Annotated in this window: 27 protein-coding genes, 1 pseudogene and 1 riboswitch; of the genes and pseudogenes, 20 read left to right on the top strand and 8 right to left on the bottom strand. The window is 48.6% G+C overall.

What is annotated here, in order from left to right; all coding sequences use genetic code 11:
• Window positions 1-111 precede the first annotated feature (111 nt).
• From I2B62_RS10725 to I2B62_RS10700, 6 genes are all read left to right on the top strand, one after another.
• A complete protein-coding gene (locus I2B62_RS10725; protein ID WP_243259494.1) occupies window positions 112-1512 on the top strand; it encodes an MATE family efflux transporter in 1401 nt (466 codons plus the stop codon).
• Window positions 1513-1584: 72 nt separating this feature from the next.
• A complete protein-coding gene (locus I2B62_RS10720) occupies window positions 1585-2316 on the top strand; it encodes a response regulator transcription factor (protein WP_243259492.1) in 732 nt (243 codons plus the stop codon).
• A gap of 1 nt (window position 2317) precedes the next feature.
• Window positions 2318-3244: a HAMP domain-containing sensor histidine kinase gene (locus tag I2B62_RS10715; protein ID WP_195269025.1), complete on the top strand. Its 927-nt coding sequence runs from the start codon at window positions 2318-2320 to the stop codon at window positions 3242-3244.
• Window positions 3245-3376: 132 nt separating this feature from the next.
• Window positions 3377-4300 carry an ABC transporter ATP-binding protein gene (locus I2B62_RS10710; protein WP_195269024.1) on the top strand — a complete coding sequence of 308 codons (924 nt, stop codon included), beginning with the start codon at window positions 3377-3379 and terminating at the stop codon, window positions 4298-4300.
• Window positions 4293-5087, top strand: coding sequence for an ABC transporter permease (locus I2B62_RS10705; RefSeq protein WP_195269022.1), 795 nt, complete (start codon window positions 4293-4295; stop codon window positions 5085-5087). The genes I2B62_RS10710 and I2B62_RS10705 overlap by 8 nt, the downstream gene beginning before the upstream one ends.
• 87 nt (window positions 5088-5174) lie before the next feature.
• Complete coding sequence (locus tag I2B62_RS10700; RefSeq protein WP_195269020.1) at window positions 5175-5972, top strand: ABC transporter permease; 798 nt, start codon at window positions 5175-5177, stop codon at window positions 5970-5972.
• Window positions 5973-6018: 46 nt separating this feature from the next.
• Here I2B62_RS10700 and I2B62_RS10695 read toward each other — a convergent pair whose 3' ends face one another.
• Entirely contained in the window at window positions 6019-6513 is a 495-nt protein-coding gene (locus I2B62_RS10695; RefSeq protein ID WP_195269019.1) for a hypothetical protein, read from the bottom strand.
• A 147-nt stretch (window positions 6514-6660) separates the two neighbouring features.
• Here I2B62_RS10695 and I2B62_RS10690 point away from each other — a divergent pair, with 147 nt between their 5' ends.
• The 5 genes from I2B62_RS10690 (at window position 6661) to I2B62_RS10670 (ending at window position 10882) form a co-directional block, all read left to right on the top strand.
• Window positions 6661-7167, top strand: a complete 507-nt coding sequence (locus I2B62_RS10690) for a YcxB family protein (protein WP_195269018.1) — start codon at window positions 6661-6663, stop codon at window positions 7165-7167.
• Window positions 7168-7232: 65 nt separating this feature from the next.
• Complete coding sequence (locus I2B62_RS10685) at window positions 7233-8144, top strand: DUF2268 domain-containing protein (RefSeq protein ID WP_195269016.1); 912 nt, start codon at window positions 7233-7235, stop codon at window positions 8142-8144.
• Window positions 8145-8279: 135 nt separating this feature from the next.
• Window positions 8280-9113: a DNA-formamidopyrimidine glycosylase family protein gene (locus tag I2B62_RS10680; RefSeq protein WP_195269014.1), complete on the top strand. Its 834-nt coding sequence runs from the start codon at window positions 8280-8282 to the stop codon at window positions 9111-9113.
• 77 nt (window positions 9114-9190) lie between these two features.
• Window positions 9191-9808 (top strand): transglutaminase family protein, encoded by a 618-nt coding sequence (locus tag I2B62_RS10675; RefSeq protein ID WP_195269012.1) that lies wholly within the window; start codon window positions 9191-9193, stop codon window positions 9806-9808.
• Window positions 9809-9820: 12 nt separating this feature from the next.
• The gene (locus tag I2B62_RS10670) at window positions 9821-10882 is read left to right on the top strand and encodes an alcohol dehydrogenase (protein ID WP_207735996.1); all 1062 of its coding nucleotides are present in this window, start codon (window positions 9821-9823) and stop codon (window positions 10880-10882) included.
• 9 nt (window positions 10883-10891) lie between these two features.
• Here the strand turns inward: I2B62_RS10670 and I2B62_RS10665 are convergent, their stop codons facing one another.
• From I2B62_RS10665 to msrB, 3 genes and pseudogenes are all read right to left on the bottom strand, one after another.
• Window positions 10892-11137, bottom strand: coding sequence for a hypothetical protein (locus I2B62_RS10665; protein ID WP_195269010.1), 246 nt, complete (start codon window positions 11135-11137; stop codon window positions 10892-10894).
• A gap of 92 nt (window positions 11138-11229) precedes the next feature.
• Window positions 11230-13224 carry an alpha-amylase family glycosyl hydrolase gene (locus tag I2B62_RS10660; protein WP_195269008.1) on the bottom strand — a complete coding sequence of 665 codons (1995 nt, stop codon included), beginning with the start codon at window positions 13222-13224 and terminating at the stop codon, window positions 11230-11232.
• An 81-nt stretch (window positions 13225-13305) separates the two neighbouring features.
• Window positions 13306-13734, bottom strand: a pseudogene (gene msrB, locus I2B62_RS10655) (peptide-methionine (R)-S-oxide reductase MsrB); the annotation flags it as partial.
• A gap of 215 nt (window positions 13735-13949) precedes the next feature.
• Window positions 13950-14108, top strand: a riboswitch (M-box (ykoK) riboswitch).
• 101 nt (window positions 14109-14209) lie between these two features.
• Here msrB and I2B62_RS20655 point away from each other — a divergent pair.
• The 4 genes from I2B62_RS20655 (at window position 14210) to I2B62_RS10640 (ending at window position 18911) form a co-directional block, all read left to right on the top strand.
• A complete protein-coding gene (locus I2B62_RS20655) occupies window positions 14210-14338 on the top strand; it encodes a hypothetical protein (RefSeq protein ID WP_279354787.1) in 129 nt (42 codons plus the stop codon).
• 51 nt (window positions 14339-14389) lie between these two features.
• Entirely contained in the window at window positions 14390-17041 is a 2652-nt protein-coding gene (gene mgtA, locus I2B62_RS10650; protein ID WP_195268999.1) for a magnesium-translocating P-type ATPase, read from the top strand.
• 192 nt (window positions 17042-17233) lie between these two features.
• Complete coding sequence (locus tag I2B62_RS10645; RefSeq protein WP_195268997.1) at window positions 17234-18025, top strand: helix-turn-helix transcriptional regulator; 792 nt, start codon at window positions 17234-17236, stop codon at window positions 18023-18025.
• A 19-nt stretch (window positions 18026-18044) separates the two neighbouring features.
• Complete coding sequence (locus tag I2B62_RS10640) at window positions 18045-18911, top strand: PhzF family phenazine biosynthesis protein (protein ID WP_195268995.1); 867 nt, start codon at window positions 18045-18047, stop codon at window positions 18909-18911.
• 60 nt (window positions 18912-18971) lie between these two features.
• Here the strand turns inward: I2B62_RS10640 and I2B62_RS10635 are convergent, their stop codons facing one another.
• Both I2B62_RS10635 and I2B62_RS10630 read right to left on the bottom strand, forming a co-directional pair.
• Window positions 18972-20228, bottom strand: a complete 1257-nt coding sequence (locus tag I2B62_RS10635; RefSeq protein ID WP_195268994.1) for an MFS transporter — start codon at window positions 20226-20228, stop codon at window positions 18972-18974.
• A gap of 130 nt (window positions 20229-20358) precedes the next feature.
• Window positions 20359-21018 carry a TetR/AcrR family transcriptional regulator gene (locus I2B62_RS10630; protein WP_195268992.1) on the bottom strand — a complete coding sequence of 220 codons (660 nt, stop codon included), beginning with the start codon at window positions 21016-21018 and terminating at the stop codon, window positions 20359-20361.
• Window positions 21019-21217: 199 nt separating this feature from the next.
• Between I2B62_RS10630 and I2B62_RS10625 the strand changes: the two genes are divergently transcribed.
• Window positions 21218-21778: a GNAT family N-acetyltransferase gene (locus tag I2B62_RS10625; RefSeq protein WP_195268991.1), complete on the top strand. Its 561-nt coding sequence runs from the start codon at window positions 21218-21220 to the stop codon at window positions 21776-21778.
• Entirely contained in the window at window positions 21775-22287 is a 513-nt protein-coding gene (locus I2B62_RS10620) for a GNAT family N-acetyltransferase (protein WP_195268990.1), read from the top strand. The genes I2B62_RS10625 and I2B62_RS10620 overlap by 4 nt, the downstream gene beginning before the upstream one ends.
• A 30-nt stretch (window positions 22288-22317) precedes the next feature.
• Here I2B62_RS10620 and I2B62_RS10615 read toward each other — a convergent pair whose 3' ends face one another.
• Complete coding sequence (locus tag I2B62_RS10615) at window positions 22318-22674, bottom strand: helix-turn-helix transcriptional regulator (RefSeq protein ID WP_195268989.1); 357 nt, start codon at window positions 22672-22674, stop codon at window positions 22318-22320.
• Window positions 22675-22888: 214 nt separating this feature from the next.
• Here I2B62_RS10615 and I2B62_RS10610 point away from each other — a divergent pair, with 214 nt between their 5' ends.
• Entirely contained in the window at window positions 22889-23374 is a 486-nt protein-coding gene (locus I2B62_RS10610; RefSeq protein WP_347707814.1) for a helix-turn-helix transcriptional regulator, read from the top strand.
• A gap of 68 nt (window positions 23375-23442) precedes the next feature.
• Here I2B62_RS10610 and I2B62_RS10605 read toward each other — a convergent pair whose 3' ends face one another.
• Window positions 23443-23658: a nucleic acid-binding protein gene (locus I2B62_RS10605; protein ID WP_195268988.1), complete on the bottom strand. Its 216-nt coding sequence runs from the start codon at window positions 23656-23658 to the stop codon at window positions 23443-23445.
• A gap of 174 nt (window positions 23659-23832) precedes the next feature.
• On the opposite strand from I2B62_RS10605, the gene I2B62_RS10600 reads away from it, so the two are divergent.
• Entirely contained in the window at window positions 23833-24348 is a 516-nt protein-coding gene (locus I2B62_RS10600; protein WP_195268987.1) for a PadR family transcriptional regulator, read from the top strand.
• Window positions 24349-24502: 154 nt separating this feature from the next.
• On the top strand, window positions 24503-26044 hold the full coding sequence (locus I2B62_RS10595; RefSeq protein ID WP_195268986.1) for an MDR family MFS transporter: 1542 nt from the start codon (window positions 24503-24505) through the stop codon (window positions 26042-26044).
• Window positions 26045-26573 lie beyond the last annotated feature (529 nt).

The raw sequence follows: 26573 nt of genomic DNA, 5'->3' as shown, positions 1-26573 counted from the left end.
CGCCGCATCATCTCCCTTTCATATATTGACAAAGCCCCCTCGATCAGATAAAATAATTGCGAAAGCAAAGAATAAATTGCAGCTGCGAAGTAAAGAAAAGAGGGGATTCAGTTGGACACAGCGGCAAAGGATACGCAAAACAACCCATTGGGGTATGAAAAAGTCGGAAGCCTGCTCAGAAAGTACGCCGTGCCATGCATTATCGCCATGCTGGTCAGCGCGCTTTACAATATTGTCGATCAGATTTTTATCGGACAGGGGGTCGGCGTGCTTGGCAACGCGGCAACTAACGTGGCCTTTCCCTTATCCACCGTGTGTGTCGCGACAGCGCTGCTCTTTGGCACAGGCTGCGCGGCCAAGTACAGCCTGGAGCTGGGTGCGGGCCGGCGCGAGGGGGCTTCGGAGGTGGTCGGCAACGCCATGGGCTTTCTAGCTGTCACAGGCGTGATCATCGCGGTAGTGGTGGAGGTGTTTCTACAGCCGCTGATGCTGGCTTTCGGAGCCACACAGGACGTTCTGGGCTATGCCATGACCTATACCCGTATCACCGCTGTGGGCATCCCATTTTTGATTTTTGCCAACGGGACCAGCAACATTATCCGGGCCGACGGCAGCCCACGCTATTCTATGGGGTTTATGGTAGCTGGAGCGGTGCTCAACACCATTCTGGACCCGCTGCTGATGTTCGGGTTTGGCATGGGTATTGCCGGGGCCGCCATCGCCACTACCTTTTCACAGATTATTTCCTGCGCCTGCGCGCTCTGGTACACAACGCGCTTTAAAAATATCCGGCTTCACCGGTCCGATTTCAGGCTCAGGCTGACAAATTTGAAGGAGATTTCCGCCCTGGGCGCCTCCGCCTGCTTTAACCAGCTGGCCATGCTGGCGGTCCAGATTACCATGAATAATGTGCTGACCTATTACGGAGCCCGATCGCCCTACGGAAGCGAAATCCCGCTGGCCTGCGCGGGCATTATCATCAAGGTGGGCATGATCTTTTTATCCATCGTCATTGGGATTGCGCAGGGCAGCCAGCCCATTATCGGCTTTAACTATGGGGCAAAGCAGTACAACCGTGTCCGGGAGACCTATAAGCTGGCCATCCTCAGCGCATCGGTAATTTCAGTGGTGTCCTTTTTATGCTTTCAGATATTCCCAAGACAGATCATCAGCCTCTTTGGCACGGGCAGCGAGGCATATTTTGAATTTGCGGAGCGCTATTTCCGGATTTTTATGTTCGGCACACTGGTCAACAGCGTCCAGCCCGTTACCGGGAACTTCTTTACAGCCATCGGTAAGCCGGCCAAGGGAATTTTTATTTCAATGACACGGCAGATCATTTTCCTGCTGCCCTTGATTTTGCTGCTGCCAATGGCCTTTGGCATCAACGGCATTATGTACGCCGGGCCGATCGCCGATTTCGCGGCTTTCGCGGTTGCCATGGTCATGGTGGTAGGGGAAATGCGGCGCATGCGGAAAAAGAGCGTTGCTTTAGAGGACGCCATCGAATAATGAATAGCAGTGGCCTGAAGCTTCAGGCCCTTTTTTTATTTTTTGTTCTTTTTTTCAGAAGAAGGTGTTAGAATGAAAAGACAATTATGGACAAAGGGGAAGAAAATGCAGAATCGAGTGATAATTATTGACGATGATCCTGAGCTGTGCGCGTTACTTGAAAAATGTGTCACCTGTGACGGCTTCGCGGCGGACTGCGCCCGGAACGGGCGTGAAGGCCTTGAAAAGCTGAAGGAAAGCGGTGCTGTCCTTGTGGTGCTGGATGTCATGATGCCCGGAATGGACGGCTTTGAGGTGCTTAAGAAAATACGTGAGACCAGCACGGTGCCGGTACTGATGCTGACAGCCCGCGGCGAGAATATCGACAAAGTCTACGGACTGCGGTTAGGGGCTGACGACTACTTGACAAAGCCCTTTGATATCAATGAGTTCAGCGCCAGGGTGCACTCGCTGGTCAGGCGTTATACGGTGCTTAACGGAAACGGGGAGCAAAGCGGCCAGCGGCTGAGCTTTAAGGGCCTCGAAATCGACCCGGACAAGCGGAAGGTCACCGTCCGTGGTGCAGAGGTTACGCTCCAGGCCAAGGCGTTCGATATTCTGTACTACCTGGCGAAAAACAAGGGGCGCGCCCTGACCAAAAAGCAGATTTACGAGGAGGTCTGGCAGGAGGAATACCTGTACGACGACAGTAACATCATGGCGCATATCAGCAAAATCCGAAGGCTCATTGAGCCGGACGTCAAAAGGCCGGCCTATATCCAGACCATCAAGGGTGTGGGCTACCGTTTTAACGCGGAGGTGTAAAATGAGTGGACTCGAAACAGGTCTGGCTGTGCTTCTGGCTGTGGTCACAGTCCTTGCGCTGCTGCTGACAGGGCGTCTGTATCAGGCCCGCAAAAGCGTGGGGGATATCAATGAGGCACTGGAGGATATCCGAAAGGGCAATCTGAACCGCCGCGTGCTGGCAGCGCCGGATAATATAATGGCGCCCCTTTTTTACAAAATTAACGACATTATGGAGGGTTACCGCGACACAATCGCAGAGCTCAATGGACGTGATGAGGCGAACCGGCAGATGATGACCAGCCTCTCCCACGATGTGCGGACACCCCTTACTACACTTATTGGCTATCTGGACGCAGTCCACAGCCGTCTGGTTGAGGGCCAGGAGCTGGAAGAATACATCGAAACAGCCCGTGAAAAAGCTCATAGCCTCCAAACGTATGTGGACGATCTTTTTGAATGGTTTAAGCTGAATTCCAATGAACGGGTGCTCGAAATAAGCGAGGTGGACGTGACAGGAGTGACACAGACCATTCTGAGCGACTGGCTCCCGGTTTTTGAACAGAACGCCCTCAATTATGTTTTTTGCATTCCTGAAAAACGAATCACCGCCCTGCTGGACTCAGCAGCCTATGAACGTATTTTAAATAATCTGATACAGAACATTGTCAGCCACAGCGGTGCTTCCGAAATCTCAGTGGGCATAGAGGAGAAACAGGACCGGGTGGGAATCTGGATAAAGGATAACGGAAAGGGGATCCCCGAGAAGGATCTGGCGCATGTTTTTGACCGTCTTTATAAATGTGACTCCGCCCGCATGGGAAAGGGCAGCGGCCTGGGCCTGTCCATTGTGGAGCAGCTTGTCTGGCTGCAGAATGGCAGCGTCAGTGTGACGAGCGAAGCAGGGAAGGAAACCTGCTTTTTTCTGGACTTCAGACAGGTCTGTTAAAAGACAAGGTTAAAGCAAGGTTACGGCAAGGTTGCGGCAGGACACAGATGGTATGATAGGAACATCAATACAGAAGGTACCGGTACCGCCGCAGTCACGGATTGGCCCGGCACCTCAGAGGAGGATGTGAACATGAAAGAAAAATATGTTATCGCCACCAAAAACCTGACCAAGGTCTACGGCGACCAGATCAGCGTCTCATCCCTTGATCTGCATGTGCGCAGTGGGAAAATCTACGGCTTGCTCGGCCGTAACGGTGCGGGAAAAACCACCACCATGCGTATGCTGCTGGGCCTGACTGAACCAACGCAGGGAGCAGTTCGTATCTTTGGAAAAGACCCGTTTAAGGATGGCAGAGCCCTGTATCCCAGAATCGGAAACCTGATCGAGTCGCCAGGCTTTTACCCCAATCTGACAGGTACAGAAAATCTGAGCATTTTCGCTACCCTTCGGGGGCTCCCGGGAAAAGACGCAGTCAGAGAATCTCTGGAGCTTGTGGGACTGCCCTACCGGGATAAAAAGCTTTTTTCAAAGTACTCTCTGGGCATGAAGCAGCGTCTGGCCATCGCACTGGCAGTGATGCACGACCCAGAGCTTTTGATTCTGGATGAACCCATCAACGGCCTGGACCCCATCGGTATTGCAGAAATCAGGGAATTGCTTAAAACCTTCGCGAAAAAGGGCAAGACCATTCTGGTATCCAGCCATATTCTGTCAGAAATTGAGCTGCTGGCCGACGACGTTGGCATTATCGACAATGGCGTGCTTTTGGAGGAGGAGAGCATGTCTGTGCTCAGGGATAAAAACCAGATGTATATCCGCTTTGTTTTGTCCGATACAGCCAAAGCGGCGCGGATTCTGGAAAAGGTCTTTAAAACCAATGATTTCAGCATTGACGACGGGCATACGCTGCGGCTCTTTGATACAAGCCTGAGGGTCGGCGTGCTGACCAAATGCTTTGTGGAAAATGAGCTGATGGTCGACGACGCCCATATCTGCAAGGATACCCTGGAGGATTACTTCAAGAGGGTAACAGGGGGTGTTGGCATTGCTTAAGCTGGTGCGCTGTGAGTTTTTAAAGCTGAAGCGCAAGAAGTTTGTGCTTTTTATCATTTTGGCAGCCTGTATCATGCCCATTCCGCTCACGGCCATTGTCCTGAAAACTGGTATCGGGCAAAACGCTGACACAGTCATGCCGCCCACCGAAATGTACGACGGCCTCTTTGGCATGATTGTGGGCTTTGGAAATTTCATCTCCATGCCCTGTATTATCGGGATCGTGGCAGCTATGCTCTTTTATATGGAAAGGGATAACGACACGCTTAAAAACCTGAGAACCATCCCCCTTTCCACCAATCAGATTATTGTTGCCAAGATTGTCACATTGTTCGTTTTGGGTGTTTTTTACTCTGTCGCCCTTATGGCCTCCTCCATGGTGGGCGGCCTGATCGGCGGCGGGATCAACGGGGTGGGCTATAAGCTGTGGATCAGTGTTACGACAGGGGTGCTGCTCACTGCCGGGACGCTGCCAGTGGTTATCGCCATTGTTTTTTTTAACAGAAGCTATATCTTTTCAATTCTCCTCTCTCTGGTTTATTCGGTTGGAGGTTTTGGTGTGGCAAGCACCAGCTTTACAAGCGGCAACCTTACCAATCCGTTGCTCACTATTCTGCCAGTTCCGCTCATCTGGCGGTGGCAGAATCTGGCCATTCAGGGTGATGCGGCCGCGGAAGCGGTTAAAAAAACAGCGGTATCCCTGCCAATGACGGCCGGGATTATCGGACTGATCGGGGTTTTGTCCATTCTGGGCATTCTGTATATTTACAGAAAACGGGAAAGCTGAGGTGTGTTGTGAAAAAGCAAAAATGGATTTTAAGTGTAGCGGCAGTCTTTACGTTTATCGGTATTAAAAATGGGAGGAGGAAGAAAGATGCTTAAACTGATCAAAACAGAAATTTTGAAGCTCAAGCGTTATTCCATTGTCTGGGTGGCGCTGGCCGCCATGGTCTGCGGCCCGCTGCTGTCCTGGTTTACTGTTTCCATGGATACCAGCGGGGTTTATAATTTTTCAGATTTTTCAGACAATGTTATCTGGACAAATTTTGACGCGGTCAATCCGCTGGTTTTCACCTTGCTGGCAGGCTATATTATCGCCCGGGAATGGACGGATGATACCCTTAAAAATATCCTGACCATACCAGTCCCCTTCAACAGGCTCTTAACCGCCAAGCTGCTTGTTGTCGCGGCGCTGGCGGCGATTTCCGGGATCGGCAGCTTCCTGGCAACCGTGCTGTTTGCCCAAATATCCGGATTAGAGGGATTTACCGCAGGGCTGGCGGTGCAGTCGCTAGCGCAGATGGTCGTGATGAACCTGTGTGTGTACATCGCGGTGCTGCCCATTATTGTTTTTACCAGTAAGAGGCCTGGCAGCTTTGTCGCGGGTGTAGGCTTTGCCTTCTTTTACGGAGTCTGCGGCGGCCTGGTAGCGGGCCATGGGCTGGGAAATATTTACCCGCTCACCGCCGGTTTTGCGTTTATCCAGTACAGAATCGCCCCTGGCGCTTTTTCATCGGACTTCACCTACAACCTGCCCCTGTGCTGTATGGTACTGGCGCTGACACTGCTTTTGTCCATTGTGATGGTTCTGAGAACCGACAAGCACGTGCGAAAGTACACACTGGCTAAAAGGACCGCTGCTGCGCCTGCAGGAGGAAAAAACAAACGGTAAAGATAAAAAAGAGATGATACGGCGTTTCGCCGCATCATCTCTTTTGCTATTTCCTGGTAATTTTTGTCCTGGAGAGGTTTTCCCGAATATCGCTGCGTGTTATCTCAAACTGTTCTTCAGGCAGAATATCTTCAATATAAGGCAGGGAGGGGGCATAGATAAAGGAGCCGCCCTGCTTAAGCGCTGTCAGAATGGATTTATAGCATTTCACCCATTCCAGATCACTGCCGTCCTTTGCCGCCATAGCGGCGGACATCTCCTTAATAAAAGCCAGAGGGGAGAGAATGCTGCCCCAGTAGTCCTTACCGTAATCCACATGTAAAAAATCCGACGCGCGTGTAACGTCTGTATTCTCCGCGCTGGGGTCAATGCCGCAGGCGCGGTGGCCCTGCGCGTTTAAGAAGAAAACGAGGTTGCCGGCAGCGCCGGAGCCGATCACCAGAATCGGGTCCTCCAGCCGGTCCATATCTAAATCCAGGAGTTCAATCTGAAAACCCGCTGAATATTCAGAGTTCAGATTGATGGTATGATTGTTATCCATAAGCTTTCCTTTCTGATCGTAATGATGTAAAACTTATACCCATTATAACGAATTTAGGACGGAATGCCCAGACAAAAATTAAATTTACCATTTCCGGCGCACTTGGTGTATAATAAAGCCATTATCAAAAAATCAAAAGGAAACAAAATGAAAACATTATTTGAAAACACCACCATTTACAGCAAAAAAATTTATCTGGAAGCCCAGGGTAAATGGTACCAGAAAAACGCGTTAAAAAAGCGGTGGTTCTATCTGCTCATGGCCGCTTTTTGTTTTGTCTGCGCCTATTATTATCTGTCGAACACCTCCTGGCCGGCCGGCGTTATCTTTATTGTGATGGGTGCGCTGCTGGTATTTGTCTATTTTCAGGGCTACCGTTTTTCAGCGGAGAAAGCCTATAATGAGCAGAAGGCTATTTTTCCGGCCGGCGGTTTTAAATGGACCATCACAAAGGATAAAATGCTCTGGCAAACCGCTGAGGCGGAACGTCCTGTTTTTTATAAACAGGTTCAAAAAATCTATGAGACGCCCCATACCTTTGTGATCGTGGCCGACGAAAAGATGCATATTCTCGACAAGAGCGGCTTTACAATGGGCAGCGCCATTGATTTTAAAAGCTTTTTAATGAAAAAATGTCCTCAGGCCTTTAAATAAAGCTTGACCTTTACGCGGCGTCATCCCTTAAACTGTGGTTAAGACACAAAAGGAGATGAATGTTTATGAAAATTAATGCCGTATATTCCGGTGAAATTTATGAAAAAATGATGAACGCCCCAGTGGAAAAGCGAAACGACCTCTACCGCTATGAGATGATGAAGCCCTTTGAATACAAATGGGCCTGTATTAATGTTCCGATCCGGGCGGCCCGGAAAGGTGGATACGATGTGGTAATGGCCTCCGAGATGATGGGGGTTTTTCCACCGGAGAAGGTGGACCACAGCCAGAAAGCGGCGGTTCGCTGGCTTAAAGAAAAAAGTCTCTGGTCCGCCAGCGAGGCCGCTGTTAAAAGATCATTGGACTGTTTTGTAAAGGCCGGTATCGAGCTGCCAGTTCAGGAATACTTTTTCACCCTTCTTCTGGCAAATCCGGATAACCCCTTTACACAGCTGAGCGAGGGATATTGTGGAGACGGCGGTATACCGGGCTATATTCTGGGGATGCTGGCACCGGATGAAACCACGGTTTCCAGAATGCCGGCAGCCCTGGCTCACGAGTGCAATCACAATGTCCGCTTCCAGTTTCAGAAATGGCGTCCGGACATCACTCTGGCCGAGATGATGGTAAGCGAGGGACTGGCCGAAAATTTTGCCGCCGCCCTCTACGGTGAGGAAACCATAGGCCCGTGGGTGACGAAGACAGACCCGGCAGTTCTGGAAGAAATCATTAAGCCAAAGATTATCAAAGCCTTGGATGTAACAGGCTTTGACGGCATTACACCCTGGCTTTATGGTGACGAGATTGCGGAAATACAGCATTCCTTTCCGGTGGGAATGCCCTACTGCGCAGGCTATGCCTGCGGCTATCACATGGTTCGCCATTATCTTAAAAAAACCGGAGTCTCCATTATCGAAGCGACCTTAAAGCCCACCGCGGAAATCATGGCAGAGCTTTCCGATTTTTGGGGATATTGAAAGGGATATCCGGTTGCGGTTCATTGACTTTACGCTCTGGCTCTTTTGCGCGGGTGGTTTTATCAGTAAAAAATAAAATATGACAAAACCTGTCAGTATTTATAGGGTATAATACCCAAAAAGAGGAGGTGCGATATGCTGGAATTACCAGAAAGCTATACCATAGCCGGACAATTGGACGAGATCATTAGAGGAAAACAGATAGAGCAGGTGGTCGCGGGCGCGTCACCGCATAAATTTGCCTTTTTTAACGGAGAGCCCGAGGACTGCCGCGACCTGTTGGCGGGGATGAAAGCAGACAGGGCCGAAGCCTACGGCGGTTATGTCGAGCTCGTATTGGGGGATAAGCGGCTTTTGCTGGGCGACGGCGTCAATATACGCTATCTGGAGGCAAAGGAAAAGCCGCCTAAAAAGCACCAGCTGCTGCTGACCTTTGAGGATGAAAGCATGCTGGCCTTTTCAGTGGCCATGTACGGGGCGATCTGGGCTTATACCGAGGGAGAAAATGACAACTATTATCACCAGGTCGCCAGAGAGAAGCCATCGCCCCTGAGCGGAGAATTTGACCGGAAGTGGTTTGACGGTATTGTGTCGGCGGCTAAGCCTAATACCAGCGCCAAGGCCCTTTTGGCGACCGAACAGCGGATTCCAGGGCTGGGCAACGGCTGTTTGCAGGATATTCTTTTTAACGCCCGGGTTAATCCCAGAACAAAGCTGGAAGCCCTGACAGGGGAGGAGCTTACCCGGATATTTGACGCCGTTAAAGCCACGCTGCACCAGATGACCGTGCAGGGTGGCCGTGACACAGAAAAGGATATTTTTGGCATGAAGGGCGGCTATAAAGGTATTTTATCCAAAAACACCTACAAGTCCCCCTGCCCGGTCTGCGGCGGCTCCATTGTCAAGGAAGCCTACCTTGGCGGAAGTGTCTACTACTGCCCAAGCTGCCAGCCCATTAAAAAAAGATGATGTGAAGGACCGGTTTATCCGGTCTTTTTTATGTTATAATGCTCTTAATAAACAGAAATAAAACTTCGGAGGGGAAAATGAAATGCATACCGGAAAGCGTAAATCCAGAAGACTATTTAAAAGAAAGCCGCTGTGTTCATTACAGCGACCAGGCCATAAAGGACAAGTCGGAAAGCCTGTACAGGCTTTCTGAAAGCAAACTGGATTATATCGAAAAGGTCTTTCTCTTTGTGCGGGACGCCATTGATCATTCCTGGGATATCCAGAGCCATCGCGTAACAAGGACCGCTTCTGAGGTGCTAAAAAGCGGTGAGGGTATCTGCTACGCGAAGTCTATGCTGCTGGCAGCCCTGCTGAGAGAAAAAGGGATTCCGGCAGGCTTCTGCTATCAGCGCCTGACCATTGGAGATACACCGGACACTGGTCATTGCCTGCACTGCCTGAATGGTGTGTATCTCGAGCCCCAAAAGCAGTGGATACGCTTAGATGCGCGGGGAAATACCTTCGGGAAGAACGCCCAGTTTAACAAAGAACATCCGGAGCGCGAGCAGCTCGCTTTCCCGATACGGCCAGAGTACGGCGAGCGGGACTATCCGCAGATTTATGTGCATCCGTTGCCGGCCACAATAGTGGCACTGGAAACCAATGAGGATGCTTTGGATATGATATTACACGGACTGCCAGAAGATGTATAGGAGGAGATCAATATGAAATCAGAAAAAACGATGAAAGGGCTTGTGTGCCATGAGAACGGCGCCATCGAGCTTATGGATGTACCGGTTCCGAAACTGAAAGAGGATACAGACGCTATCGTCCGCGTAACACTCTCAACCATCTGCACCAGCGATCTCCATATTATGCACGGAGCGGTTCCAAGAGCGGTGCCGGAGAAGATCCTGGGTCATGAGTTTGTGGGTGAAATCGTCGAAGTGGGGTCAGGCGTTAAAAAACGACAAAAGGGTGAACGCGTTTCCGCCAACTGTATCACCTTCTGCGGTGAATGTGCGTACTGCCGCCAGGGGTTTATCAATAACTGCGAAAAAGGCGGCTGGGAGCTGGGTTGCCGGATTGACGGGTGCCAGGCGGAATATGTGAGGGTACCCTTTGCGGATATGGGCCTGACAAAAATACCAGACTCCGTATCGGATAAAGGGGCGCTGCTGCTGGGCGATATCCTGTCCAGCGGTTATTTTGGGGCAGAGCTCTGTGAGATAAAGCCCGGAGACACCATTGCAGTCATTGGAGCCGGACCGGTAGGCCTCTGTGCCATGAGCTGCGCCCGCCTGTTTGGCGCTGCCCAGGTGATCGCGCTGGATATTCAGGAGGAGCGTCTGAAACTGGCAGCAGACCAGGGATTAGCTGACGCGACCGTCAATCCGTCCATTGAGGATGCCTGGAAAGCGGTTGCGGATTTGACCGATGGATATGGCGCCGACGGCGTGATTGAGGCAGCCGGCGGTGAAAACACCTTTGAGCTGGCGTGGAGGCTCGCGCGCCCCAATGCTGTCGTGGCCCTGGTGGCAATGTACGAAAAGGCGCAGACGCTTCCTCTTGAGAAAATGTATGGGAAAAATCTGATTTTTAAAACCGGCGGCGTGGACGCTGTCCACTGTGAACGACTCATGAAGCTCATAGAGGCCGGACGGATTAACACAGAATTCCTCATAACCCACGAAGCGCCGCTCAACGACATATTAGAGGGCTACCGCGTGTTTGAAAACAAGCTGGAGCATTGTGTTAAGTGGGCGGTAACGCCATACCAGCGCTGATTTTGAGCGTCAGAGGTATTCAAGAATGCCATAGGGCGTTAGGACGATCGCGCCAGAGGCAATGAGCTGTTCTGTACCCTTCTGCAGCGCGCTGAGCGAGTCGCAGCCGCCGTCCTCCTCCAGCAACAGGGCATAGCTGTCCTTGTGCATGCCAGGATAGAGGATAAAATCGACGCCTTCTCCCGCAAGCGTGAGGGCGGGATTGACAGCGGCCAGTATTTTTTCTTTAAGTTCATTTTCAGCACTAGACTTCATAACGGCTCCTTTCATGACAGAGAGATGATGCGGCGTTTCGCCGCATCATCTCTCTGTCACTATAGCACGTCTGAGAATAAAATACAAGCCAATCAATGTGCCGGCGCGTAAACGACAGCGGAACGTTTTGGAATATAAAGGGAGGTAAGGCGCCCGGGGCAGTCCGCTTTTGCGGCGACCGGGTCTGGCTCTGTGTCCATCCATCCACCAAACGGCCGGGCCTCTGTGTTGAGAACAGGCTCATAACCGGAGTTATCGGGAACTGGAATAAAACCATTGAAATCCCTTGAGGGGTGAAAGTTAAAGGCAAAAAGATAAGGACCCTTTGTATAGAGCAGCAGCTTTGCCCAGACATCAATGAGCAGCAGTTTTGACGGGCATTCCAGCAGCTTTGTTTCCCTGACAAAATGAATCATGGCCTTGTCGAAATCCTGCAGATAGTGGTACCGGAGATTACTGTCCTCTGTCAGATGCCACTGGCGGCGGGCATACTGGTAGCTCCAGCCATTTTCTTCACGGGGCAGGTCGATCCACTCGGGATGTCCGAACTCATTGCCCATAAAGTTCATATAGCCTTCGCCGGCGCAGGTACAGGTGATCAGGCGGATCATTTTATGCAGCGACATAGCCCGCTCAATGACAGGATTCTGATTAAAGACATTCATATCATCATACATATCCCGGTCAGCCAGCCAGAACATAATGGTTTTATCCCCAACAATGGCCTGATCGTGGGATTCTGCGTAGCCAATAACCTTTTCTCCCGGACGGCGCTGGGTAAGCTCGTGCCAGAGCGCGCCCAAATCCCAGTCCTCGTCCCTCATATCCCTTAAGGTGTGAATCCAGAAATCGGGCAGGCCCATGCCCAGCCGGTAGTCAAAACCAAGGCCACCTTGGCAGACAGGAAGGGCCATCCCGGGCATGCCGCTCATATCCTCAGCGATAAGAAAGCAGTCAGGCTTTAGCTCTTTGGCGAGAGTTGAGGCTAACTGAAGATAGGTAAGGCCGGACATGTCCGTGTTGGGTGAAAAATACTGGTCATACGCATTAAAGTTTATGCCAAGTCCATGATTATGATACAGCATTGAGGTTACACCGTCAAAACGGAAGCCGTCAAAATGGTATTCGTCCAGCCAGAATTTTATATTGGATAAAAGAAAGTGGAGCACCTCGGGCTTATCGTAATTAAAAACCTTAGAGCCCCAGGCGGGATGGTCGCCCTCCAGACCAGCGTGAAAAAACTGGTAATCCGTTCCGTCAAATTCTCCGATACCGTCCAGCACATTGCGGGAGGCGTGAGAGTGTACCAAATCGAGAATCACAGCAATGCCCAGACCGTGCGCGGTGTCGATGAGGGCCTTTAAATCCTCGGGAGTGCCAAAACGGGAGGAAACCGCAAAAAAATTGGATACCTGATAGCCAAAGGAGGCGTAATAGGGATGCTCCATCACAGCCATGAGTTGAACGGCGTTATAACCAAGTGCTGCAATGCGCGGCAGCATCTTCTGCGTAAATTCACCGAAGGTTGAGACCTCGGGGGCTTCGCCGGCAATACCAATGTGGGCCTCATAAATAAGCGGCGGCACCGACTGGTTGGGGTGAAACGCCTGGTCATGCCATTCGTAAGGCTGACCGGGACTCCAGACCTGTCCGTCAAAGGCAAAAGTACGGGTATCCTGTACGACACGGCGGCAGTAAAGCGGCACCCGGTCAAAGGCCTGGCCCTTTGCTTTAATATGCACCTTTACCCGTGCCCCATGGGTCAGAGTCTCTTTCCCGGGGAGAAAAACCTCCCAGCAGCCGTCGCCCACAGATTTTAAAGGCGTAGCGGCCCGGTCCCATCCATTAAAATCGCCGATGAGAAAAACTGCCTCGGCGTTTGGAGCCCATTCACGATACACCCATCCGTCAGCCTCTTTGTGAAAACCAAAATAGCGGTAGCCGTCCGCAAAATCAGAAAGGCTCTTTTTGTTACCTAAAAGAGCCTTTCTTTTCATATTAAAACGATTGATCCGCCATTCGATGGCCGCTTTATAAGGTTTCAAATAGGGATCTGTTTTTAAAATTTCAAAATTATCTGAAGACATATAATCAACTCCTTAACTTGCTTTATAAATACCCTTTTAAGTAAAAAATAAAACAACTCGGAGAAGAATTAACGACTGAAATTATGGTAAAATCGGGAGCAGCCAGCCATAGCCCTCTGCCTCCATCTGATCCTTGGGAATAAACCGCAGCGCAGCGCTGTTGATACAATAGCGCTCACCGCCCAGGGCGGCAGGACCATCGTCAAAAACATGGCCCAGATGCGCGTCGCCGCTTCGGCTGCGTACCTCGGTGCGGTTCATGCCATAGCTGGTATCCCTGTGCTCGCGGATCGTGTCCGGATCAATGGGCTTTGAAAAAGACGGCCAGCCACAGCCAGCGTCAAATTTATCAGATGACGAAAAAAGGGGTTCGCCGGTGGTGATGTCCACATAAATTCCCGGCTCAAACTGGTCCCAGTACTCACCGGTAAAGGCACGTTCTGTCATGCTGTTCTGCGTTACCTCATAAGCCTCGGGCGACAGCGCTGCTTTTAAGGATGGATCGTCAGGCTTCTGATAGGAGTCTGGTATTTTAGCGGATTTTTGGGAATATTGTTTCATAATAAAACCTCCTTCATAGGAATGGTTTGATTATACCCAATTCACCAGAAAGCACACTTAAATAAAAGAGCCGATGCGTCGGTGTGAGGGTTTCTGTTTGTAAACTTAAGAAATCAGCAAGAGACTTGACAAATTGAAATGAAGGAAGTAAAATGGCAAAGAAATAAATATTTCGGTAGGTGAGGCTACCACAGGGATATGGATTACTGCCGCAAACTAGTGGAGACACTACAAGATGGTCAACAGTTTATGTCGAACTCAAGGCATTGACTAACGTAATTTCACCGCCCTGTGAAGCTAAAGCTTGAACGGTGAATAGATAAAGGGCGAATTTTTTGATATTTTCCTCTGTCATTGCTTGAGCTTTGGCAGAGGTTTTTTATTGTGCCGAAATAAATTTAAAGCTGAAAGGCAGGTGGGAAAAATGGATGTTGGACGAGAGAAAGGCATAGGCCCTGAAAAGGTGGAAGAGCCACCAGAAGAACAGGACAGACAGGAAAAACACATCTGTTTTTCCACCTCCCTTTTTATCTCTGGCGGCAGCCTTTACTGAGGCTTGTGTCTTAACAGAACGGATTAAATAAAAATTCAGGAGGTTAAGACAATGAAAATGATTTTAAATAATGCAAAAGAACGGCTGCTGGAAGCTGCCGTTACAGAAGAAAAAACACTGGTTAAAGCTTATGGGGCCGGCAGCTACACCGATGAGAGAGCTGCTGAAATGCGCGAGGCCTACGGCGAAAATAAACTGAGCCGCCACCAGAGCGATTCTGTGCTCAAACGAATTTTTGAAGCTTTTATAAATCCCTTTACAGTTATCCTGATCGTGCTGGCGATGGTTTCCTTTGTTACAGATGTGATGATGGCCGCGCCGGGAGATAAAGATCCTGTATTTGTCATCATCGTTGGCGTTATGGTGCTGATCAGTGGTTCGCTGCGTTTTTTTCAGGAACAGAAGTCGGACCGGGCCTCTGAACGGCTGAGCGAAATGGTTGAAACAACCGCCGCAGTCGACAGAAGCCCGGCTGGAAAAGCGGAGATACCACTGGATGAAATTGTGGTTGGAGATACGGTCTATCTGGCGGCTGGCGACATGGTTCCCGCCGATGTGAGAATTCTGAACGCCCGTGACCTCTTTATCAGCCAGTCCTCCCTGACGGGCGAGAGCGAAGCGGTTGAAAAGTACGGAAACCCGGTCGAAAACACAGAGGATAATCCATTGTCCTGCAATAACCTGGCTTTTATGGGAACGAATGTTGTCAGCGGATCCGCCAAAGCGCTGGTAGTGGCCGTGGGCGACGACACCATTTTTGGCTCGCTGGCCAGTCAGCTGAGCCCAAAGCGTCAGGCGACGAGCTTTGACAAAGGCGTCAATTCTGTCTCATGGGTCTTGATCCGCTTTATGCTGGTCATGGTTCCCTTGGTATTTTTTGCGAATGGACTGACAAAGGGCGACTGGCCGGAAGCCTTTTTATTCGCGATCTCGGTAGCTGTTGGTCTGACACCGGAAATGCTGCCGATGATTGTTTCAGCAAACCTGGCGAAAAGCGCGGTGGCCATGTCTAAGAAAAAGGTCATCGTCAAAAATTTGAGCGCTATTCAGAATTTTGGAGCCATGGATGTTTTGTGCACCGATAAAACAGGTACCCTCACACAGGACAAGGTGATTCTTGAATATCCGCTGGATATCCACGGCAATGAGGATGACCGTGTCATGCGCCACGCTTTTTTGAACAGCTGGCACCAGACTGGCCTTAAAAATTTAATGGATCAGGCGGTCATTAATCATGTAAACCTTGAAACCGCCGCTGTTTTAAAAGAAGAATACCGGAAAGTGGATGAAATACCCTTTGATTTCAACCGCCGCCGTATGAGTGTAGTGGTAGCAGACCGGACGGGTAAAACTCAGATGATCACAAAAGGTGCCATTGAGGAAATGCTGAGTGTGTGCAGCTTCGCGGAGTATAAAGGAAAGGTTGAGCCCATTACCGAGACTGTTCAAAATGAAATCCTCGATCAGGTGCGGCGTTATAATGACTCGGGCATGCGGGTTTTGGGCGTCGCCCAAAAGACAAATCCCGCGCCGGTCGGGGTGTTTTCAGTGGCGGATGAGTCCGACATGGTGCTGATCGGTTACCTGGCTTTTCTGGACCCGCCGAAGGAAAGCACCGAGGCGGCTCTGAAAATTCTTAAAGAATATGGCGTTGGGGTCAAGGTGCTGACCGGAGATAATGAAGTAGTCACAAAGGCTATCTGCCGTCAGGTGGGGATGCCGTCCGAAAAGATTCTGCTTGGCTCAGACATTGAAAAGATGGGCGAGGACGCTCTGGCGGAAGCAGTGGAAAAGATCAACATTTTTGCAAAGCTCTCACCATTGCAAAAGGTACGCATTGTGGAAACCTTGAGGAACAACGGCCACACTACCGGATTCCTGGGGGATGGCATCAATGACGCTGGAGCCATGAAAGCAGCAGATGTCGGCATTTCGGTCGATACCGCTGTGGACATCGCGCGGGAATCCGCAGATATTATCCTGCTGGAAAAGGATTTGATGGTTCTGGAAGAAGGCGTGGTAGAAGGCCGTAAAACCTATGCCAACATCATCAAGTATATTAAAATGACTGCCAGCTCAAATTTTGGCAATATGTTTTCGGTTCTGGCGGCCAGCATATTTCTGCCCATGCTGCCCATGCTGCCTATGCAGCTGTTGGTGCTCAATCTGATTTATGACATTTCCTGTACCGCTATTCCATGGGATAATGTCGACCCGGAATACTTAAAGGTGCCGAGAAAATGGGACGCTTCCTCCATTGTGAAATTTATGCTGTGGATGGGGCCGGCAAGCTCGATATTTGACATTACCACGTATTTGCTGCTGTTCTTTTATATCTGTCCAGCTGTTTTGGGCGGGGCCTTCCATACCCTTGGCCAGACCGCTCAGATTGGTTTTATCGCGCTGTTCCATGCGGGATGGTTTGTTGAATCGCTCTGGACACAAACGCTGGTCATTCATATGATCCGCTCACCAAAGCTGCCTTTTATCGGGAGCCACGCTTCCTGGCAGCTGACGGGCCTGACCACTCTGGGGATTGCGGTCGGTACTGTTCTGCCCTTCACCTTTATTGGCGCCGCTCTGGATATGGTGCCGCTTCCGGGAATGTATTTTCCTTTCCTCATTGTTACGGTGCTGGCATATATGGTCCTGGTTACCATACTGAAAAAGTTTTTTATCCGCCGCTATGGCGAGCTGCTTTAAAAGAGAGAACCCGTGTAAGTGAGTGGCACTGCACGGGTTCTTTTGCGTCCGGTTGTATCCTGGTAGATTAAATGATAAAATGTCTGAAAACAGACAAAAACAGGGGACGCAACCATTGGTTGACAAAATGTAAAGAAGGGTTGGTGGCTGCATCAATACCTGATTGCTAAAATAGGAAACGGAGGTGGAAAAATGACATTTCAGGAAAAGCTGTTTCAGCTCAGAAAGGAAAAAGGACTTTCCCAGGAAGCGCTCGCGGAGCGTATGGGCGTTTCAAGACAGGCCGTTTCCAAATGGGAATCGGGATTGTCAAATCCCGACATCAACAACCTTGTTCTTCTGAGCGATGTGTTTGGAGTTTCCTTAGACGAATTGATAAAAGGAGAGGAACCGGGCATGTCCGAAACAAAGGAGACGATAGAAACGGTTGTAACTCCCCACAGCAGGCATTATGAATACAGGAGCCAGCGCCAGATTGGTGGACTGCCCCTGCTGCATGTGAATTTTGGAAGAAGCCGCGGCCATTTCCGAGCGAAGGGAATCATTGCCATTGGAAATATCGCGACTGGACTTATTTCCATAGGCTTAATTTCAGCAGGGCTCTTTTCTGTAGGCGCGTTGAGCTTTGGTTTGCTGGCGCTTGGCGGATTAGCCCTGGGAGTGCTGCTTGCCTGTGGTGGTGTAGCCGCGGGCGGTATCGCGATCGGCGGCATTGCCTTTGGTATTTTTGCAGTCGGCGGGCTGGCCGTGGGCATGTTTGCCACTGGCGGCTGTGCGGTCGCATCTCACATAGCTGTGGGGGGCTATGCCAGAGGTCATATCGCCTCGGGAGATATCGCCAGCGGCGTGCGGATTATCGAACAGCATCTCAGCAGCAGCAGCAGAGTCATGGACCGTGCGATGATGGCGCAGGCCATTGATCAGGAGTTTCCAGAAATGTGGTCCTCTTTTCGGGCATTATTGATCATGCTCTATGGCGGATAGTAAGCGGGAGGCGTTAAAAATGAAAGTGTATATTGTTGATTCATTTACAGAAAAAAGGTTTTCAGGCAATCAGGCGGGAGTTGTTCTTCTTGAGGGACAGGAGGATTTTCCCAAAGGGGATTTTATGCGGCGTCTGGCGGCAGAGCTGCGCTATTCAGAAACAGCCTTTGTAAAAAAGGTGGAACAGGATACCTTTAAAATAAAGTATTTTACACCTATGCAGGAGGTAGCGCTCTGCGGTCACGCGACAGTTGCCGCCTTTACCGTTTTATATCAGGAAAAGGTCATTGAAGCGGGGCGGTGCCAGGCGCAAACAATGGCAGGCAACCTTGAGGTTGAAGTGTCAGAAAAAGCCGTCTGGATGGAAATGGCCGCACCGAAAACCATTAAGATTTTTACACCGGAAGAAAGCGCTGCCCTGTACGCCTCGCTGGCGTTGGGCACAAATGACGCGTCAGAAGGTCTGCTGCCCCAGATTATAAATACTGGTCTCAGCGATATTATGCTGCCGGTTAAAAATCAGGCGGCTCTGAAAGCAGCAGTTTTAGACGTCCAGAAAGTTTCGCGGCTATCCAGGGCCTGCGCTGTAACGGGCATTCATCTTTTCTGCCTGGAAACGGCACCGAATCTTACGGCACGGTGCCGCAACTTTGCCCCAGCCTGTGGAATTGACGAGGAGTCGGCCACCGGTACCTCCAATGGCGCTTTGACATGGTACCTCCGGCAGTACGGCATTATCCAGTCCAATAAAATCAATACCTTTATTCAAGGAGAAGCCATGGGGAAGCCCTCTGTCATCAAAACTGTTTTTGAGGAAAAAGCAGGAAAGCCACGGATTCGGGTAGGTGGCGCTGCGGTCATTGTGCTTAAGGGTGCTCTTGTTTAGCTTTGGTGACAGCGTAAAAGAGATGATGCGGCAAAACGCCGCATCATCTCTTTTTGTATTTCAGGCCTCTTCAGCCGGTATCAGTTCAATGCTCTGAAAGATCTTACGCGAAGCCAGCGTAATGACAATGGCGATGAGGCCAGTGCCAAAAATAACGATCCAGGGGGCAGTGCCGAACAGTTTAAACAGGAAGCCGTACAGTGCCTGGCCGATAGGCTGTGAGCAGATCGAAATCGCCATGATAAAGGACATCACTTTTCCGATTAAGCTTTCCGGGGTAATGATCTGTACATAGGACAGCATCATAACGGTAAAAATGGAGGCCAGAGCCATAAGAGACATGCCGAAAAAGGTAATAACTGCGTAACTGGCCATTGCCGGAAGTCCGAGCAAAAGCACCAGGCCCATTGGAAGCACGCAGAGGGCAGAGCCGGCCAGTATAAGATGCGCCCTGTCCTGACTCAGCTTATTGGAAAAAAGGCTGACAAGAATACCGCCGAGCAGCGCTCCGGCCATCATGATCCCCTGGGCGATCCCGTATAATTGGCTGGAAAGGCCGAGATTGATGGTGATGACTGTGGGCATACCGATCATGAACATTGAGGTGATAAAAAGATTAAAGGCGCAGACGACCAGAAGGGTTTTAAAAATAACGGGCTGGCGGTGCAGAATAAAACGAAGACTGTCTTTCATATCGCCTTTGACGATTGAGAGGACAGAGCTTTCCACTGGCCGTTTTTTGAAGGGCATATGGATAAAAATTTCCATAACAGCAGAAAGAAAAAAGCTCATACCTCCAATAAAGATAATGGGTGTCAAGCCAAAAAAGCCGTAAAGCATCCCACCCAAAACAGGGCCCAGAAGTGAGGAAAGGGACTGTACCTGATTGACAACCGCATTGGATTTAATAAGATTTTCTGGGGAAGACAGCAAGGGAATACTGGACTGGACCGAAGGGCTGTAAAAAGACTGAATAATGGAGAGCAGCACCATCATCGCACCAATTAGGACAACCGCGTGATCCGGAACAAAAACAAGGCCGAAGACAATGACAAATCCGGCCGTGATAAAATCCAAAACGACCATAATATTTCGGCGGTTAACCCGGTCAGCGATAATGCCGCCAATGGGGGACAGTAGAGCCATCGGAATCATTGATATGGCCATGATAGAACCAAAGACAGCCGATGAGCCTGTAAGGTTAAGTAAATAGAGCGGCAGGGCAAAGCGCAGAATTGCATTCCCGAACAGCGAAATAATCTGTCCGATAACCACCAGGGTAAAATCCCGGTTAAAAAGTTTTGTATTGGTATTCAAGGGAATAACCTCCAAAATAAATTTAATACCGACCGACGGTATGTAATAAATTTTAAAAAATGGCTCCGTTTAAGGAGCGGCATCAATGCCGCATACCCAGTGCATTAACCAGGCAATGGGTATGCGTTGATCAGTGATTTGGTTTTTCTGAATAGACCGCATCGGCAAATATGTCAATGGCCTTTTGAACAGCGTCATTAATAAGCTCTAATCCCTGAGAACAGAGAAGCACATCCAGAAATTTGATTTTTTCATAAAACTCTTCCCGTGTTTTGGTAAACAGAGCAGGGGTAATCCAGAGGTTTGACAGCAAAATCAGAGTTTCTGCCAGCTCCTTAGGGTATTTGGTATGGATTGAGCCGTCCGCGACGCCCTGTTCGATCAAAACCTGAATGGCAGGAGCGGTGTCCTCCATTGAAGTTTTAACCTGCATGACCAGCATCCGCGCGTTTTTTAGCAGGTCGGGGACCATATGATAAACAGCGTGGTTAAAGGGGCTTTCCAGTGACAGAATCATACACTGCCGCAGGCGATCCAACCCAGTTTTATTCGTCGGGTTCTGAGTCAGAACATCCATAAGGCCTTGTTCCTTATAAAATCTGTCAGTGACAGCGTCAAGAATTTCCTCTTTGCTTTTGAAATGGTGATAGATCGCGCCCTTGCTCAGGTCGCCAAGGGCGTTGACAATATCCTGAATGGTAGTGGCTTCGTAGCCTTTTTCCATAAATAATTCCCAGGAGGTATCCAGAATACGGTTAATCGTTACCTCGGGGTGCTTGTTTCTAGCCATAAGTACTTCCTTTTAGATACATTCGGTTGGTATGTATAAATAATACCACGGTGTTTTTTTATTGTCAAGTGGATATGCAAAAATTAAGCCTTGTCATTGGCAGTGGATTTAAACAGTGCGAAAATTGGCAAAAAGGGCTTTTCTTTTTCACGAAAAGGTGGTAATATTATAGCCCTGTTCAGGGATTGGAGGATCACACATGATTGAGAAAAAGCTTTTTACGGACAGGTTAGTGCTCAGGCGTTCAGAGGCAGCGCTGTCAGAGCTGGTAACCGAATATTTCATACGTAACGCAGCCTTTTTGGAGACCTGGGACCCAGTACACGACTCGGCGTTTTATACGGAGGCTTACCAACGCAAAGCTCTGGAGAAGGATCTGGAAATTTTTTTACAGGGACAAGGCTTGAGGTATTGGTTGATGACTGAAAATGAAACCGAAATTATCGGTACCTTTTCTTTTAATAATATCGTTATGGGGCCATTCTGCTCATGCTTTCTGGGCTATCGGCTGGATGAAAAAAGACAAGGGCAGGGACTTATGACAGAAGCTTTGGGAAAGGGGATAGAGCTTGCCTTTGGCCCATTGGGGCTCCACCGGATTGAAGCGAACATCATCCCTAGAAATAAAGCGTCTCTGCGGGTGGCAGAAAAACTTCATTTCAGAAACGAGGGTTTATCGCCCAGGTATCTAAAGATTAACGGCAGATGGGAAGACCATATTCATATGATCTTGTTAAATGAGGAGATGGAAAAAAGATGATTTTAGAAACGGAGCGATTAGCGCTTAGGAAAATGGACGATGAAGATTTTAAGGATCTCTGTGAGATACTTCAGGATCCTGTCGTAATGGAGGCTTATGAGCATGCTTTTGATGAGGTGGAAGTAAGACAGTGGTTGGAGAATCAAAAAAGACGCTACCGTGAAAATGGTTTTGGATTGTGGGCGGTGGTGCTTAAGGAAAGCGGAAAAATGATCGGACAATGTGGTCTGACCTGGCAACAGGTGGGTAATAACGAAGTTTTGGAGATTGGCTATCTGCTTAAAAAGGCCTTTTGGCATAGAGGATATGCGACCGAAGCAGCCGTGGCCTGTAAAAAATATGCCTTTGAGGTTTTGGGGGCTGAGCAGGTTTATTCGATCATTCGGGACACGAACAGCGCTTCAGAGGCTGTCGCGAAACGGAATGGAATGCTATTGAAAGGAAAAATGATTAAATATTATTACGGAATAAATATGCCTCATTTGCTTTATTCGGCTGTAAGAAAATAAAAAACTCCCCTCCTGGGGAGAGGCCAGCGTTTAAGATTCTTTATTAAAAGCCAGCCGATGCTTTTCGTAGGTTTTTATCATGTCCAGAACATAGACCTGTTCTTCAGGTCCCAGTTCCATCAGAATTTCGTGAATCTGTGTTAAAATTTCGTTGGCGTTCCACTCGGGAAGCGGATAAGCCATTGGCCCTTCCTCCCGAAGCAGCCAGTCTTTGCTGATTTCCAGCGTTTTACAGATGGTATCAACATAGGAGACACGAGGATGCTCTGTTTTGTCGTGCTCAATATCTGTAATAACCGTACGTGAGGTGCCTATTGCTTCAGCCAGTTTGTCCTGAGAAAATCCTTTTGCTTTGCGTGCTTCTTTCAACCGTTTTCCGATACTCAATAGTCAACCCCCTTTTATCGTATTTGTTTGTTTTTTAAATTTACCATACTTAAGACCCCCTGTCAATCAGGGAATTGGGAGATATTAAGTCCACCGTTATCGCTGTTTTAAATACTTAGTTGACATTCAGCGTAAATTAATATAAAATGAATTTAATAAACGAAAAAGAATATAAAATACATATACTTAGACCTGATGAATGGAGGAGATTCCAGTGAGTAAAGAAAATGCAGTTGTTGAGGAAATTCTCGAGCATTTAAGTCAGGCCACACCTGAATTTCAAAAGGAAATTCTATCGGTGGTAACAGAACTGAAGGCGACCTCGAATCCCAATGAGACAGCTTCTAAGGTAAGAAAGGAGCCCAAGATGAAAGAGCTTGACCATAAAGCCATTGGTTTGAGAATCCGGAAGCAGCGCATGCTTCTAAGAATGAGCCGTGAAGATCTGGCCCGAAAGATAGGGGTTTCCACCACATTTTTGACAGACATCGAATTGGGGACAAAAGGATTTTCGCTTAAGAGTCTGAACCGCTTTTCTCAGGTGCTTAAAATGTCCGCTAATTCCATTTTGTATGGACAGGAGGTTGGCGACAGAGGATCCGATTTATTAAATATGCTGGCGCAATGCCCAAACGAGATAACCCGCTATGCTGAGGAAGTGATTCTGATCTTTCTTCTGAGTCATAAAACGAAAAAGTAGACAGCGTAAAACGATAATAAAAGCAAATAAGGAGCCTGAAACGTGGGTCTTTATTTGCTTTTTTTATGTCAGTAATCTGCTTTTTGAGGTGCAATACTGGCCAAATCAGATTCATCTAAATAAATTGAGACTTCGCCACACTTTGGACAGACCGCAACCTTTGGCTTTCCAATCGTTTCGCCAAATATACCCTCTTTTGTAACTTTTAAGCCGTCTCCTGAGCTGCCAATTTTAATGTCAAAGCTTTCACTCATTTCGTATTGACAATGTGGACAAATTCGCATCTGATACACCTCCAATTACATTTCATAGTCTTATTATAACATATTGTATGAAATTGGTGAAGCTATTTAAATATGTTTGTAAAAGGCAGCGATTTGAAAAGACGCTTGACATTTGTGAAAAAAAGTTCTACAATGATACTAGTCTCAACTATACTAGTTGCTGAAGGAGAAAATATGTCGACGGTTAATTTATTGATTCTGGGTGTATTGATGGAACAACCCATGAACGCTTACGAAATGCAAAAGGTGATGGACAGTCGCTACATTAAACGGTGGACTAAAATCAGTACGCCTTCCATTTACCGTAACCTTGTGACACTCTGTGCACGGGGATACATTGACGGAGAGGTCGTGAAGGAAGGAGAAATGCCGCAAAAGACCATTTACACCATAAACGAAAAGGGAAAGGCCTACTTTTTCGAATTGATGGAAAAATGCATAGATAAGCCTGAAACGGTCTATCTGCCTTTTACGGCTTTTATCGCAAATATTGAAAAGCTTGATGAAGCGACTGGGAAAGCCATGCTGGACCGTTTATACCAAACTTTTTCCGATAAAGCGCACCGGTTGGAGACGGTTGCCAAGGCGCCCCTGGTGTACCAGGGAACCTCAGTTATTGATTTAAACCGGAGAATGTACATGCTGTTTTGTGACTGGATTAAAGAGTTTAAAGCAAACTATTACGGATAATCGGCGTTACCCGCTTATCCGTTTATTTTCAGATGCATAGTATATTTGATAGTAGTATAAAAGAGATAAACCTGCCGAGACTTCGGCTTTTCTTTTGCCAGAATAGTATCGTTAAGACTAGTATTAATTAGATTGAAGAAAGGTTATAAATTCAATGAAAAATACAGAAAAAATATCAACCACACTGATTTTGATCGGTGTGATGGTCAGCATTTTATTGGCAGCTCTTGACTCTACGGTTGTCAGCACGGCGATGAAGCCGATTATTGAAGATTTGGGAGGACTGTCATATTACGCATGGCCTTTTACGGCTTATATGCTCTGCTCAACCATAGCTACGCTGGTGTGCGGCGGCGTAGCAGATATTTACGGACATAAGCCACTGTTCATGGGGGGTATTATCGCATTCAGTCTGTTTTCAATGCTTTGCGGAATCTCCCAGGATATTCTTCAGCTCATTGTATTCAGAGGGCTTCAGGGTATTGGCGGGGGCTTAATTGCCGCCAGTGTATTTACCGTGGTAGCGGACGTATTCCCGCCTCAAAAACGCGGCAAATATATGGGAATGGTTTCCTCTATGTATGGACTGGCCAGTGTTATAGGACCTTTAGCCGGAGGGATTTTTGCGGATCAGCTGGGTTGGCGGTGGATTTTTTATATGAACCTGCCTATTGGAATTGTTGCAGCGGTATTGATTGGTATTGCGCTTCCAAGTGTTAAGTGCAGCCGGAACAGCCTTGATCTTCCCGGGATACTATTATTGGCTGTCGGCGTGATACCGCTACTCCTGGTTTTGAGCCTGGCAGGTAAAGAAATCGGTTGGTTTTCAATCCCGATGAATCTGAGTTTTCTGTTCTCTGTTATAGTATTGACTGGATTTGGTTTTTATGAAAAAAAGGCGGCAAATCCGATTATACCACCTGCTTTTTTGACAAATCGCGCCATTAGTTTTTCTTTCGCGACGGCTTTCCTAACTCAATTTGTCATGCTCGCAGCCATTGTCTATCTCCCTTACTATGCCCAGGGTGTGGTAGGAATTTCGGCAACGGCAACGGGCATCACCACTATTCCCATGATGTTAGCCCTGTTGATTGCCAGCAATTTGACTGGCAGAATGATCTCAAAATACGGAAAAGCACCAAAACTGTCCATCGTTTCTTTTTCGATTCTTCTGCTGGGCACACTGCTGCTTTCGCGTATTGGTTCGGGTACGCCTTACGCATTGGTGGTTATTTATATGTCCATTCTGGGGTTCGGCATTGGTATGAGCATGCCTATCGCAAATGTCAATGCTCAGAACGCTTGCCCGCCTCCGCAGATTGGGACGGTGACCTCATCGGTCTTGTTTTTCAGGAATATAGGAGGGACAGTGGGGTCTTCGCTCTGCGGCGCGGTCATGAATGAGAGTCTGGCAAATGGAATGGCCAATCTGAGCTCAGGCAGTCTTCCAGATCAGATCAGCGCATTGATTAAAAATCCTCAGATTCTCATCAACGCTGACGCAGTCCGTCAGATTCGTTCAGGCATACCAGCATCCCTTATCGATGGATTTAACGGACTGCTGGAACAAGGCAAAGCGGTTATTGCGTTGTCGGTAGACTACGTTTTTATGATTTGTATCGCTGTGGCTGCGCTGGGAATTGTAGCTTCATGCTTTATGAAAGAAGCGCCGCTGCTCTGGAAAGCAAGGCAGTAAAGTAACAGCAGCAGGGAAAAAGAAGTAAGCACTTATGAGAACGCAGCCGGCCCCGGGCATATTCACTTAATATTCACGATTTTTGGGAAAAGCAGCTTAAATATTGTTTAATCTTTACATATTTATACAGTTTTTCACTTGTGATAAGGAAAGGAAGGTGATATAATCTTATACAGGTGGTGCAGTATTCTAGTCGGCACTGTTGATCACCAGGGCGGGCCTAAAAATCCGTCGAAGGGCATATCGATGAAGTCCCTTGTGAATGCTTTTGACGCCCAGTTGGGGGTGTTCACTGGGGGTTAAGGAAGATGGGGCAACCTGCAATGGCATGTGGGCTTCTGACCCTGCTTCCGTGGAGACCTGTCTAATGATAGGGAAAACCTGTGAATGTGTTTCATTCTGTAGTGGAATGGAGTACTGAAACAGCGTAGCCTGCCTTGAGTGGCTTAGGTGGATGGGCTGACAGTTTTATAATTTCCAGGGCCCGGAGAGTATAAAATATTGCGTTCGAAACCTAATCTGCAAAAGA

The sequence above is a fragment of the Eubacterium sp. 1001713B170207_170306_E7 genome (assembly GCF_015547515.1).
In the GTDB taxonomy this organism is placed as follows: domain Bacteria; phylum Bacillota; class Clostridia; order Eubacteriales; family Eubacteriaceae; genus Eubacterium.
Note: the sequence above shows the minus strand (reverse complement) of the source record. Positions and strands in the feature narration are given on the sequence as shown.